Origin of the sequence: Prevotella jejuni, from assembly GCF_900187995.1 — a bacterium.
GTDB lineage: Bacteria > Bacteroidota > Bacteroidia > Bacteroidales > Bacteroidaceae > Prevotella > Prevotella jejuni.
The window spans coordinates 75,483-89,523 of the sequence record NZ_FZNZ01000015.1 but is presented as its reverse complement, the minus strand read 5'-3'; the positions used below and the strand labels follow the sequence as shown (position 1 = coordinate 89,523).

The 14,041-nt window shown below is 44.0% G+C and carries 10 protein-coding genes; 2 read left to right on the top strand and 8 right to left on the bottom strand.

What is annotated here, in order from left to right:
* The first annotated feature begins 960 nt into the window (after window positions 1-960).
* Together CHB62_RS14865 and CHB62_RS07370 are read left to right on the top strand one after the other, a co-directional pair.
* Entirely contained in the window at window positions 961-1,122 is a 162-nt protein-coding gene (locus CHB62_RS14865) for a hypothetical protein (protein WP_158296868.1), read from the top strand.
* A gap of 42 nt (window positions 1,123-1,164) precedes the next feature.
* Entirely contained in the window at window positions 1,165-2,904 is a 1,740-nt protein-coding gene (locus CHB62_RS07370) for a fimbrillin family protein (protein ID WP_089366318.1), read from the top strand.
* Window positions 2,905-3,357: 453 nt separating this feature from the next.
* Here the strand turns inward: CHB62_RS07370 and CHB62_RS07365 are convergent, their stop codons facing one another.
* The 8 genes from CHB62_RS07365 to CHB62_RS07330 all read right to left on the bottom strand — a co-directional run bounded on the left by CHB62_RS07365 (window position 3,358) and on the right by CHB62_RS07330 (window position 13,937).
* Window positions 3,358-4,011, bottom strand: a complete 654-nt coding sequence (locus CHB62_RS07365; RefSeq protein ID WP_089366317.1) for a carbohydrate-binding family 9-like protein — start codon at window positions 4,009-4,011, stop codon at window positions 3,358-3,360.
* Window positions 4,008-5,099: a phosphotransferase enzyme family protein gene (locus CHB62_RS07360; protein WP_089366316.1), complete on the bottom strand. Its 1,092-nt coding sequence runs from the start codon at window positions 5,097-5,099 to the stop codon at window positions 4,008-4,010. Before CHB62_RS07360 ends, CHB62_RS07365 begins: the two co-directional genes overlap by 4 nt.
* A 196-nt stretch (window positions 5,100-5,295) precedes the next feature.
* Window positions 5,296-7,446 carry a GH92 family glycosyl hydrolase gene (locus CHB62_RS07355; protein WP_089366315.1) on the bottom strand — a complete coding sequence of 717 codons (2,151 nt, stop codon included), beginning with the start codon at window positions 7,444-7,446 and terminating at the stop codon, window positions 5,296-5,298.
* 75 nt (window positions 7,447-7,521) lie between these two features.
* The gene (locus CHB62_RS07350; protein ID WP_089366314.1) at window positions 7,522-9,618 is read right to left on the bottom strand and encodes a glycoside hydrolase family 20 protein; all 2,097 of its coding nucleotides are present in this window, start codon (window positions 9,616-9,618) and stop codon (window positions 7,522-7,524) included.
* A 57-nt stretch (window positions 9,619-9,675) separates the two neighbouring features.
* A complete protein-coding gene (locus CHB62_RS07345) occupies window positions 9,676-11,934 on the bottom strand; it encodes a GH92 family glycosyl hydrolase (protein ID WP_089366313.1) in 2,259 nt (752 codons plus the stop codon).
* A gap of 147 nt (window positions 11,935-12,081) precedes the next feature.
* A complete protein-coding gene (locus CHB62_RS07340) occupies window positions 12,082-13,056 on the bottom strand; it encodes a glycoside hydrolase family 130 protein (protein ID WP_089366312.1) in 975 nt (324 codons plus the stop codon).
* A gap of 198 nt (window positions 13,057-13,254) precedes the next feature.
* A complete protein-coding gene (locus tag CHB62_RS07335) occupies window positions 13,255-13,662 on the bottom strand; it encodes a type II toxin-antitoxin system VapC family toxin (RefSeq protein WP_089366311.1) in 408 nt (135 codons plus the stop codon).
* On the bottom strand, window positions 13,659-13,937 hold the full coding sequence (locus CHB62_RS07330; RefSeq protein ID WP_089366310.1) for a hypothetical protein: 279 nt from the start codon (window positions 13,935-13,937) through the stop codon (window positions 13,659-13,661). The genes CHB62_RS07335 and CHB62_RS07330 overlap by 4 nt, the downstream gene beginning before the upstream one ends.
* Window positions 13,938-14,041: the final 104 nt, after the last annotated feature.

Sequence of the window (14,041 nt, the reverse complement as noted above, 5' to 3'; positions counted from 1 at the left end):
CAAGTTTATATAGGCTATTTAAAGCCCAATAAATCATTTTATATGAAATTAGCAGCATAGCTGCAGTAAATAACGAATTATGTGGTAGACAAGGTAAAGGAAGAATAGAAAAGAGGATGTATCAATTTTGACACACCCTCTTTCTCCAACACTATTCATAACAGACTGATTTATTGAACATTACAAACTTGATTATAGAAGATATTACAGTCCTATTCAAACGGTCTTTAGCACAACTTCATGCGATACTTTTTATGCTTTTATCTACTCCCCCGAAATAAGAGAAAAGGGGGGTAATTCTCCTCCTTCGCATCCTCAACTAAGGCAGCTCGACATTCCTACTCTCACAGAGCAAGACAGATTTTTGTATGGGCGCATGGCCTTTCAATCACCCTAAAGAAACCCAAAGGCAAAGAAAAAGACCAACGCTATCATTGTAAGAAAGGTTAGTCACCTTGCCCAAATAGGCGAATAAAACCTAAAAAAAGTCCTATTTCTCATCTTTCCTGTCCTCCTCTTTACTTTTCGTTTAACTTACTTTCCTATTTAGTGATTATATTTAGTATAACTTTTTACGTTTGAAAGGCTCTTTAACTTAGAATTTTACCAATATTAAGAATGTCAGATTCGTAAATCTTTATTAGCTATTTTTATCAATAAAAGTATAATTGTCTATACGCTTTTTATATACCTTTGTCACAACGAAGTTAAATAAAAGTCAATAAAAAGACAGATAGTCAATCTGAATCGAGTGTGATTATCTTAATATAATAAGGTGATTACTGCGAGTTAACTTATAAACTCAGCCTACTTATCAGATTCTTCTTGCTCAAAAAAGTGTTTAGACCTCAAGAAAACTATTCATAAAATTATATTGAAATAACCAAAAAGTGAACTAAAATGAAAAATTATTTGAAACCGTACACAATGTGTACAAGGGTAGAGTGTGAAGGCCATTTTTTGAAATGTTCAAAATATCCTCCATGTCCACCAAACACACCAACCCCTGGTGGAAACAGTGGAGAATTTACACCAGGCACACCAGGTGGTGGTCCAGGCGGTGCCACACCAGGAACAAAGACTTCATCTGCTAAGGGCTTCTTCTTTGAGAGCGAAGATTAAAGACCATGGTAACCAAATTACAAAACTAAAGACTTAAAGAGTATGACCATTAAAAGTTTTTACACACTATTACTAAGTGCAACCACTGTAATCCTTGCTTCTTGTTCAACAGAGACAGCCGATGAGCGTTCGGCTACGACAGGTTCTGAAACTCGATCCTTTGTCATTACAGAGGTGCAAAAGCCCATGACACGTACGAATATATCACTTACAAAGCCTATTACGTGGAATGCTGGCGACCGTCTTTTTGCTTATAACATTACGTCACCACGCTCTGATTACGATTATCTATCTGTTGCGAGCGATGGATTCTATTCTAAGTTTGTGGGCGATATACATTGGAGTGATGGCGACGAGTTGGCAATGTTCTATCCTTATATATATGAGAAGAGGGACAGCCGCATGGGAGTTATCACCTTAGGCTTAGAAGAGAACACCGTTATGGACCAAGGCGAAGTCAGGAAGGGGCACCAGAACGGTACGCTTGAGAATATAAGATTCTTTGATTACTCATGGATTAAAGTAAAGAACATCCAGTCTACTGGCGTCTATGCCTTAGCTAATGTATCCTTTGAGAAACAGTATTCTCTCGTAGGCTTTAGCGTACGCTACAAGGGAGAACCAGTAAAGAAGATTAAGCGTGTGACGCTAAGTAATGTCTACACCGAAGCTAAGTTCGACCTTGCAACAGGTAAGATGAACTATAGTCCAAAGGGGAAACTGACCATTACAGCCGACTCGCCTGTTGATACCTTCTATGTTGCACTCTTCCCAGACGAGCATTTTGCACCACAGTTTGAGATTGAGACGGTCAATGGCGAGAAGTATTACTCTGCCGTGAAAGTACCTTATAACTGTCAGCGAGCAAAATACTACTTCGAAACACTCGAACTGACGACATGCCCATGGGTTGACATCGACGGCAAGAAATGGGGTAAGTACAACCTACAATACGAACCATGCACCAACTTAAAAGGCTGGGAACCTGGCTACAGATTGGCTAAGCAGGCTTGGGACTACTTCTATACCAACCCTGACCCATTCAATCTCTATCCCGACTTCCTCCCTCGTGCATTCAACACGTCTGCTTTCGACCATTTCCGTTGGGGTAATATCGCTGCTGCCCACAACTACAGTTACTGCTACTCACGCTATTACTCTTATTATACGGGTAATCTTCAAGCAGTGATACAGAACAGATGTTATGGCGACCTCGCCTTCTATGCTTCACAAGGTAAGTGGATGCTGCCTACAAAGGCCGACTTCGATAAGCTCATGGCAAAGACTGGCGAGTATATAGGCTACTATCAAGATGGTTGTAACACCGTCGTGGGTGTACTCTTCGACCCAACTGTTCCAGCATGTAAGAAGGGCAAGGTGCTCGACAAGAATGGCCGTATCATCGGTATAACAAACCGTTCTACAGGTATCTACGTAGGTAAGTATAACAACCATAACACACGTCTGAAGAATTTCTCTAAGGACGATATCGACAAGGGCGTGTTCCTCCCATTCGCCGGAGCTTACACCGAGTATAACGATGGTGCACCACGTCTTCAGCGTCCAGGTGGCCAAGCCTACTATTGGACCTCAGATGCTAACCCTTGCAACTATGCCCAAGCAACCGCCTTCTCGGCTTACTACATGAACAATGGTTGGTTCTATCCAGGTACTGTCAATGCGTGTGGAAGCGCACATAACCCTAAGTATAACATGTATAACATCCGCCCTGTTTATGCAAGCTGTACTAATGAAGGAGTAAAGACAAAGAACACCAAGTAAGGAAGATTGACGAGTTCTGTCGTCTACAAGTTTACGAATAAAAAAAAGCAAGTTGATGAGTTAGATATAAACTTATCAACTTGCTTTTTTAGCTCTGTGCTATTTCCTCCCACACTGCTATCCCTCTGTACTTTATTACAGCCTCGGCTTGATACGATAAGAGCCATTACGACAAATAAATTTAGGCTGTCGAAGGGTGTTACTCACTATGCTCAAACACCCCATTGCTTGAAGACCTTATCTCTGTCACGAATGTCAAAGAGCGTTACTCACTATGCTCAAACACCCTTCTCGACGAAGAGACCCATGCAGTCAAACCACCTTACGAATAGAGAAGCCGAACGCCCTTGGATTGAGGAGGACCTGTTCAAGAAAACAGAAAAAGTGTAGTAAGTAATAGGGAGGTACATTTGCATACCCTAAAACTTACTACACTTTCTTATTATTTATTGCTTATTCGAACGTTAACTCACCGAAAAAGGCGGGACAATGGAAGTCGGGAGAAGGTAAGGCAATGGGATTCCAAGATAGGAAATGAGGCTGCGATGTCTTGTCACCACACTTATAGAAATTGGCTCTTATCGTCTTTCCTGAGAGATTCTCTATTGTATGACGGAAGTAAGAACTAACAGGAACAACGAGTGTGAGTTCCCATGCCTGTCGTCCCTCTCTCATCTCAAAAGGCTCACGACCCAAAGATGCCCAACGATCAATCTGCTCTAAGGCGGCTGCAGGAGCATGAGTACGATTCTCTCGTCCCTGTCCATTGCACAGTAATACCGTACCGATACAGTTGCTTTCAAGGTTATAATAGCCGCCTTCTTCATCAGGGCTGCAGAAGAACTCACAGCATGAGTCCTGCCAAACTGGACCTAAATCGGTACCAGCCTCAGCACGCACGCTGTCTTCTTCAACTCGATAATGCAACAGAATGGCATCACCTTTATGAGCAATAGCAAACTCAACCTGTGGACAATAAGGGAATTCTGCTGCCCAGTCTACTGTATCTATCTTATTATAAGATACGCTATTATCCTTGAAAAGGACTGGAATGTCAGCAGCTTTCACCTGCTGACACTCCAAACGTTTTACCTTTAATTGTTTCATTGTTTCAATGTTTTCTTCACAAAGTCAGCCATCATCTGGTCATGACGACGCACGTCACGATAGAGCAAGAGCTGATTGCGTGAGCGAACAAGGTTATGCTCTGGGTATTTCACCTTGAAATAAACGTCTCCGTTAATGTAATCTGTCAAGAAACGAACGCACTGCATGTATGGGAACAATGCTACAGCGTATGGCAAGTGGCTAATCTCTACAGGGGTAAGGAAGTTGCCTGCCGTACTGAGATAGCCTTCAGTGAATGAGCAGAAGACATCTTCTTTCAGTCCGACAGCATCGTAATTGTCGCTATCCTCAGCCACATGGTTAGCACCAGTACGCAAGAAGTCGCCATAATCAGAGAAGATAAAGCTTGGCATTACGGTATCGAGGTCGATAACACAGAGTACCTTACCATCCTTATCGAACATCATATTGTTGACCTTTGTGTCACAGTGACAGATACGCTTAGGCAATGCACCCTCACGATAGAGGCGTTCAGCAAGGCACATCTCGTCTGCATAGCTTTCTAACTCAGCAATCATATCCTTCACAGAAGCCACTCTACCAGCCTTATCAGCACTTACAGCCTCACGCAACTGGCGCAGACGAAGTTCCATGTTGTGGAAGTCTGGGATTGTTTCACCCAATGGCTCTTTCAGATCAACCAACATATTCTGGAAGTTACCGAAGGTTTCACCACAGCAGAATGCGCTCTCTGGGTTTACTTCCTCTTTAGTAACAGCATTAGGAATGAAGACACTCACACGCCAGTAGCGGTTGTCAACATCCTTGTAGTAGGTCTTACCGTCCTTAGCCTGTACGAAACGCAGACATTTCCGTTCGATATCTGTTTCACCTTTCTCCATCAACTTGTGGCGGATATGGTCAGTTACAAGTTCGATATTATGCTGCAACAGGTCTACATCGGTGAATATGGCGTTGTTAATACGCTGTAAGATATAATCAGGCGTATTAGCATCTACAGTTTTTACACGCAGTGTTTCATTGATCAGTCCATTACCAATTGGACTTACACTCTCAACAGTTCCCTCAATACGGAACTGTGATACAACATCATTAAAATTAGTCATAGTTGTTTATTAGTATTAAAGATTGATGCACTATTAGGAGTGAAGGAGTTAAGGAGTTGAAGGGAGTTAAGACAAATGTTATATGGGTCAAAATCTGATAACTTCAATATCAACGTAATGTTTTTTATTAATATAGTCCAACAATACATTTGTCTTAACTCCCTTCAACTCCTTAACTCCTTAACTCCAAAAACTTTTAGGGTCTATCAGCAGGCTTAACACCAAACTGAGAAGGCTTGCTACCCATTACAAACTCAAGTGTTCCACCACGTTTGATGTCCTTGAAGTCAATGTAAGAACGGGTATAAGGCTTGCCATTCAACTTAGCACTCTGAATATAGATATTCTTATCGCTGTTGTTATGTGCCACAATGCGGAAGGTCTTACCACCTCCAACGTTCACCGTAGCCTCATCGAAGAGCGGTGTACCAAAGATATATTTGCCTCCTGCAGGCTCTACCTGATACATGCCAAGAGAGGAGAGAATGTACCATGCAGACATCTGACCCACATCCTCGTTACCACTCAAACCATCGAAGTCGTCGTGGTATAAGTTCTTGAGCACATAGCGAATCTTGTCCGCTGCCTTCCAAGGCTGACCCACATAGTTGTACATATAGAGGATATGATGGCTTGGCTCGTTACCGTGAGCGTACTGACCAATCAGACCAGTAATGTCTGGTGAAGCCTCTGCTCCCATGTCACCACTAACGATGAAGAGGGAATCGAGTTTTGAAACAAATGGTTTCTCACCACCGAAGGCAGATACAAGACCATGCACATCGTGTGGAACAAGCCATACATACTGCCAAGCATTACCCTCAGCATAGTCGTCCTGACGATGAACAGTACTGAATGGATCGAATGGTTCACGGAACTTACGATCAGATGTTACACCACGCATAAACTTCGTCTTCTTATCGAAGTAGAAGTCACGATACGACTGACTGCGCTTTGAGAAGTACTTATAATCAGCTGTCTTACCCAATTCCTTGGCGAGTTTTGCAATACATGCATCAGCCAAAGCATACTCCAATCCCTTTGCTACTGTCTCATGCTCTGGGTCGAGGTCACAAGGAATATAACCATATTTCTTCAACAATCCCATACCACGCTCATCAAGCATAGCAGACGCCTTAGCAGCCTCAAAGACTGCATTCTTATCTACATCAAAGCCTTTCAGTGCGATATCAACGAGGGCAGGAACGCCTGGGTTACCAATCATACAGTCGGTTTCGTTACCCACAAGGTGCCATACAGGCAACTTACCCTGTTCCTTAAAGATATGAAGCATCGTCTGTGCGATGTCGCGTTGCTTCTCTGGATGGATAATCGTCATCAAAGGATGCGCTGCACGATAGGTATCCCAAAGTGAGAAGGTGGTGTAATCTGTGAAGTCACCCTTATGTGTCTTACCGTCTGCACCACGGTATTCACCGTTGACATCATTGAAGACAGAAGGCGCAATCATTGAGTGATACAATGCTGTATAGAATATCTTTCTTGCACTCTCGTCCTGTGTCTTGATAGCAATCTTACTCAACTCACGGTTCCACTCGTCCTTTGCCTGAGCAACAGCATTGCGGAAGTCCCATCCTGGGAGTTCCTTTTGCATATTCAATCGAGCGTTCTCAACACTCACTGCAGAGATTCCTACCTTCACGAGAAGTGGCTGCTCGGCATTGTCGAAAGCAAAGACACCGATTGTATCACGCTCATTTGACTCCAACTTAACAGGCTGTGAGAACTCTGCCACAAAGTAAACGCGCTGATCTTTAGCCCATCCTTGTGACATACGATAGCCACTGACGGTCTTAGCTGACTCCTGCTTGAAGTTGCAAGAAGTCATCTTGTCCCAACCAATACCCTGTGAGAGGTTCAAAATAACGTAACCCTTTGTTGCATCAGCAGGGAAAGCGTAACGATGGAAGGCTACACGCTGAGTTGCGGTAAGCTCTACACGAATACCAGAAGCCAACATTACAGAGTAGTAACCAGGGGTTACATGCTCGGCACGATGCGAGAACTTCACCTCACGCTGCGCTGGATTGGTAGTCGGAAGGAGTGACACATCACCCAAGTCACCAATACCCGTACCGCTAAGGTGCATCTGTCCGAATCCGATGACTGTTGAATCGCTGTAATGATAACCAGAACACCAGTCCCAGCCCTGCTTCTTCTGTGTAGGACCAGCCTGAATGTTACCGAATGGAACATTAGCTCCAAGGAACACATGTCCGTGTCCGCCTGTTCCAATAAATGGGTCAACATACTGCGTATAGTCCTGCGCAAGAGCGAAAAGACTGGTTGCAGCAAACGCCATTAAAGTTAAAAACCTTTTTTTCATATACTGAATTGTTTTAATCTTCTTGTCTTATATGTCTTGACAGAGCCGTCATTCAACGGCTCATCAAGTGTTCGTTTACTTCTGATTGACGATGATTTCATCTGTAAAAATCCATGCGCCTTTCTCGCGAGGGAGTGCTTTCACACGCACATAACGGCCTTTGACATCTCCCTTCCACTTGTAAGGATAAACGAGATAATCCTCTGAAGCCTTAATACCTGGTCGTACTGTGTCAATCGTCTTGAAGTTCTTACCATCGTCTGACACCATCAATTCGATTGTTTCAGGCGTATAAATAACCGATTCATAGAGGTGCATAAAGTCAACACGAACGTCACGTATGTCCGTAACCTTACCCATATCGACTACTACATCCACACCCGTACTGTCGATGAAGCCCTGCCAACGCCCCTCAAGATAGCCCCAGTCGCCACGCAAACCATTCGTCAGTGTGCTGTCGCCTTCGGCACGATACTTCTCTGCATAGCGTCCTAAGTAAGTGACAGGCTTACCCAATGCCTCATGCTGCACGATGGAACGACTTTCAGGGCGTGCGCCTTTCTCTTTTCGAATGTCGAAAGCATTATAGCCAGCACGCTTGAGCGCATCAGTTGCCGTAATTACTCGTTGACGGAAGTCGGCATAGCCTGTACGTTGCTTCGTCCATCCCGTCTCGGCTAATGCAAGCAATCGAGGATATATCATATACTCTAGATGGTCAGGTTTCTCTATGAATTCCGTCCATACACAACCCTGTACACCATCGATATATTTCTCCAAAGACGTACCCTTATAAGCCGCTGGGATAGGGTCATAGTTGTAAGTCTTCTCCAATCTCGTATATCCTCCTTGCGCCTTTGGTTCCGTCATGGGGTCGTCCTGATACATATTCAAATAGCAGAACTCTTGCGGTGCCATGACCACGTGGTGCCCACTCTTAGCGGCAGTCAATCCTGCTTCAGTGCCACGCCATGACATGACAGCGGCATTGGGAGCTAAGGTGCCTTCCATGATTTCATCCCATCCGAGGAGCTTTCTACCATTATCATTAAGGAAGCGTTCAATGCGGTGAGTGAAATGACTCTGTAACTCGGCTACGTCCTTTAGATGATAGTCCTTCATCACACGCTGACAATCGGGACAGGTCTTCCATGTGCGGCGTTCAGCCTCATCGCCTCCTATGTGAATGTACTTTGAAGGGAAGAGTTGCATTACCTCTTTCAATACATTCTCCATGAAGGTATATGTCTGTTCTTTCCCTACGCATAAATCTGACTGAGTATAGGGCTTACCCGTACATGACAACTCAGGGTAAGCATAGACAACCTCATCACTATGCCCAGGCATTTCAATCTCTGGTATGATGGTGATATGGCGTGCAGCGGCATAATCGACAATCTCTTTAATGTCGTCCTGCGTGTAATAGCCACCATGTATATTCATTCCCTTCCAACATACAAGGCGGCTAGGATTAGGCATATAGTGGCGCTTCTTTCCGTTCCACCACTTCGTCCAGTCAGATTCTGTTCTATAGGCAGTCTCCTCTGTTAAGCGTGGATATTGCTTCACTTCCATGCGCCATCCGCCGCCGTCAGTGAGGTGCCAGTGGAATCTGTCGAGCTTGAAGTACGCCATAGCGTCCAGTTGCTTCTTGATTTCATCTTTCGACCAGAAGTGTCTTGAGCAGTCTATCATCAGACCACGATAAGCGAAACGGGGTGTATCTGTTATCTTCACACAAGGAATCTGGCGATCCTTCTCCAGCTGTCGTAGTGTTTGTAAACCATAGAAAAGTCCCATAGGAGTTCTCGCCTGTATGGTCATGGCTGTTGGCGTAACATTTAACTCATACCCTTGTAGGCTTACGCTATCTGCCGCCATCGCCGCCTCCTGTTCCGTACCAGTACAGATGAGGCGCAAGGGTGCATCAGCAGCTGGGTTCTTTACGGATGAGAACGGGATACTCATTACATCTGAGGTGTACTGATTCAGTATCTTGAAATCCTCTCCTTTAAGATTGGTCACGCCTTGTAGCCCCTTAGCCAATGTGAAAGTGCCTTGCTGACGAGTGATACTCTCGGGTTGAGGGATAATGCTCTGCGCACAGACAGGTTGTGTGATTGACGCTGATAACAGCAAGAATGCTGCGCCTATAAATACTTTTTTAATCATGACTATAGTGTCGTTGTGGTGGGATATACGATAGGTATTAGCCTCGAATGACCCACCTTATTTCTTTAAATAAAACTTTAATACTCCGCCCTTCAAGAGTTCGTCATTCGTAATGCGATAGCGGTTCAATGGCTTACCACCTAATTCTATCTTCTTAATGATAACAGCCTCATCATTTGGACGAACAGTCTCAATCAAGAGGTTATCTCTGCCCCACTGTGCCTTATCCAAACGGATAGTAACCTTGTCAAAGACTGGTGAGGTGAGCGTGTAAGATGGGTCGCCCGGACAGTCAGGATAGAAACCAATCATATTGAACACTGCCCATGCCGACATTGTTCCGGTATCATCATTACCAGGGATGCCCTCTGGTGCATTCTTGAAATACTCCTTCAAGAGTCTGCGTGTCTGCACCTGTGTACGCCACTCGTCGCCCTTGAAATAAGAGAAGAGGTGAGGATAAGCAATATCAGGCTCGTTAGCAGGGTCGTAATAACCCTTATCGAACACGCTCTGGAGCTTGTTTACAAAGTTTTTCTGTCCTCCCATAAGCTTTGCAAGTCCCATTACGTCATGCGGAACATAGAATGTATAGTTCCAAGCATTACCTTCGTGGAAGCCTGGAGATGGTTCGAAGTTCTCTCCCTGCTTTGGATCGAAAGGCTTATAGAAGGTTCCGTCTGGCATCAATGGGCGCAACAAGCCAAACTCCTTGCTGAAATAATGGCGATAACCCAAGGCACGATTGTGGAACAGGCGGGCATCATCTTTCTTACCCAATGCCGCAGCCAAACGTGAAAGGGCATTGTCGGCAATGTAGTATTCGAGTGCGTGAGAAACGGAGTTATCGAACTTCTCGTGCAAAGCTACATATCCCTTCTCCATGTATTCGTCATTGTCTGGGCGCAGCGGGTTCTCGCTTCCCTTTGTCAAAGCCGACTTGCGGAACGCCTCGTAAGCCTTATTAATATCGTAACCACGCAGACCTTTCAACCAAGAATCAGTGATAACAGGGATAGCTGGGTCGCCTTCCATCGTGTAAGTTTCACGACTAAAGAGTTCCCACTTTGGCATCCAGCCATGCTCCTCATACATTCCAATCATCGAACGAATCATGTCGCGCTGACGATTTGGATATACCAACGTAAGCAACTGATGCACATTGCGATAGGTATCCCACAGAGAGAAGACCGTATAACGGTTGCCCTCCTTCACCGTTCGAATCTCATCACCCTCCATGGCAGGGTACTGTCCGTTGACATCCTGTAGGATATTTGGGTGGATAAGGACGTGATAAAGAGCTGTATAGAAGATCGTTCGCTCTGTCTTTGTACCACCCTCAACGAGGATGCGAGAGAGGTCATCATTCCACTTAGCACGCGCCTCGGCACGAATAGCGTCGAAGTTCTTTCCACGCTGTTCGGCATCAAGGTTCTCACGGGCGTTTGCCATACTTACGAATGACACTCCCATCTGTACCTCTACTTGCTCATCTGCCTCTGTGTTGAAGTTCATCCATACACCGATATCATCGCCAGAGAGTTCCTTGTTATAGGTTTTATAGAGCTTATACTTGCCATTGTCGGCATCCCACTCAGCCTCTACGCCTGTCATCGGACGCTGTTTCTTCCAATAACCAGCCTCTGTAGGCTTCTTGCTGACACGCATCACGAAGTAAATTGGGAATACAGCCTGAGGGTTATAACAGAATGTACCCTGCAGCTTTACGCCCTCATACTCTGTATCGCTCACCTTCTTCACCATAGCACCAGACTCATTAGTGAGTCCTTCACCGAGGTTCAGCAAGATATGACTTTCTCCTTTCGGGAATGTGAAACGTGCAACAGAACTGCGAGGAGTAGCTGTCACCTCTGTCTTCACATTATACTTTTTCAGATAATTAGAATAATAACCTGGGTGTGCAACCTCCTTTTCGTATGTACTTCCGTACTCCTTATAGTCTACATTCAGCTTTCCTGTCGTTGGCATAAGCAACAATGAGCCTACTTCTGGGCAGCCCACACCACTCAGATTGACGTGAGAATAACCAGTGAAAAAGACGTTATGATATTCGTAAGGAGTTGACCACCAGCGTGCATCCTTGTCATATTTATTCAAATCGGAACCCATTACGTTGAATGGTACGACTGACATCAATCCGTTAGGGCATACTGCTCCCGGATTGGTGGTACCAAAATTAGATGTTCCGATAAAAGGATTGACAAGGTCAACAGGCTCTTCCCCACCCTTACTAATTGCCTTCAGCGAAAGAAAAGACAAGGAAAGAAGTAGTCCCAACAAGAAGTTACGCTTCATAAAGTTTAGGGTTGTTAGTTATTATTCGAGTGATATGCTCCGAAATGATAATATCCCCTGTTGGGACAAACACACCAATAGGTCCGTTTCTGTGTGATTCAAACCTGCAAACAAGTGTGTCTGTCCCTACAAGAGGATGTTCTGTTCTTATAAAATACTATTGTTCTTAGTGAACTCTACAATCTCTTTAATATAGCCGAATGCCATACCAACGACGGTATCAGCTGCACCATAGTAAACCGCTACGCGCTCGCCATCCTGCAAAGCAGCACATGGGAAGACAACGTTTGGCACGTCACCCTGCAACTCGTAAGGTGCATTTGGTGCAAGAAGATATGGACGAGTACGATAGAGAACCTTCTCTGGATTGTCTTTGTCAAGGATAGCTGCACCCATCGAATAACGGAAACCGTTACAAGTAGTGATTACACCGTGATAGAAGAGCAACCAACCTTCGTCTGTCAAGAAAGGAACTGAACCTGCACCAATCTTTGTACACTGCCATGCACTCTCTGGGAAAGGAGTAACCTTCATCACACAACGATGCTCTCCCCAATACTTCATGTCAGGGCTAAAGCTGATATAGATGTCACCGAAAGGTGTATGACCATTGTCACTTGGACGGCTCAACATCGCATACTTTCCATTAATCTTCTCTGGGAAGAGGACGCCATTACGATTGAATGGAAGAAAAGCATTCTCACACTGATAGAACTTCTTGAAGTCGAAGGTGTAAGCAATACCGATTGTTGGTCCGTGATAACCGTTACACCATGTAATCCAATAACGATCCTCAATCCATGTAACACGTGGGTCATACTTATACTCTGACTCAATCATTTCAGTGTTACCAGCCTCAAACTTAATAGGCTCGTGATTGATTTCCCAGTTGATACCGTCCTTACTGAAACCAGCAAAGATGTTCATCTGTACCGCCTTGTTATCGCAACGGAACACTCCTGCGTAGCCGTCTTCAAAAGGAACAACAGCACTGTTGAAGATACTGTTTGATGTTGGAATATGATAACGATCGATGATTGGGTTCTTTGAATAACGCCACATCACATCTTTACATCCCTCAGGACGCTCCTCCCAAGGTAGAATATCTTTTAGACTTTTCATTGTAATTATAGTTTTATGCTTTCAGTCTTATATATGTATTTATACAATAATTACAAGCAAAGTTAGCTTTTTACTTCAACAAACACTAAGTTTTTATTATTCGTTAAATAGGAAAAACACTTCTTAACAAGAACTGTTAAGAATATGTTATTTAATCAACCGAACTTATTATTAAAATAGCCGTAATTATCGTTTAACTCAGTTCTGCACTTCCAATCCTTCTATACGTGCAAGGTGTTTTACATTCTCTGTTGCCACTGGAATCCCCAACGTAAGTGCCGTAGAGGCAATATAAAGGTCATTATCTTCTATCATTTGTCCCTTTCTTCGCAATACTGCTTTCTGACGACAGAACTCTTCGATACAAACAGAGAAAGGGATTATCTCAAGTTGGTTGAGCAAGTCTTTCAAAAGAGTACGGTTCTTTTCTGGATATGCACTACATTCTGCTCCATAAAGCAACTCGACAATAGAAATCTCAGACACACAACAGTTGCGCCACCCTATTTCCAAGATGTGCTGCCGTACACTTTCATTCTTACGTAGGAGATGAATTAGAACATTGCTATCAAGCAAAACCTGACCATGTTGGCTCTTACTTTTCATACGCCTTCAAAGCTAATTGGTTCACTTGAACTGGAATTCTGCTTGATGATACCCATCAATTCTTCAGCAGTTTCGTTTCCTTCCCACTTCCCAAAAAACTTATTAAGCATTTCTTCTGTATAGGCTTCGTCGGACATTTCCTTGCGTTCTTCCTCAAGTACAGAGTTAGTAAGTTTCACTGCTAAGCCCAACCGAATGTTCTTACTCATCGAACGCAATGCGTTCCAATACATGCGTATCGTATTGTTCTCGATGTTTGTCATTGTGCCTGCCATAATTATACCTCCTGTTTATATTTTTCTGCAAATATAACATTTTCCTATGACAACTCCAAATCTACATCTTGGTTTTCACATTCTTATTGCAACTGATAGGCGAA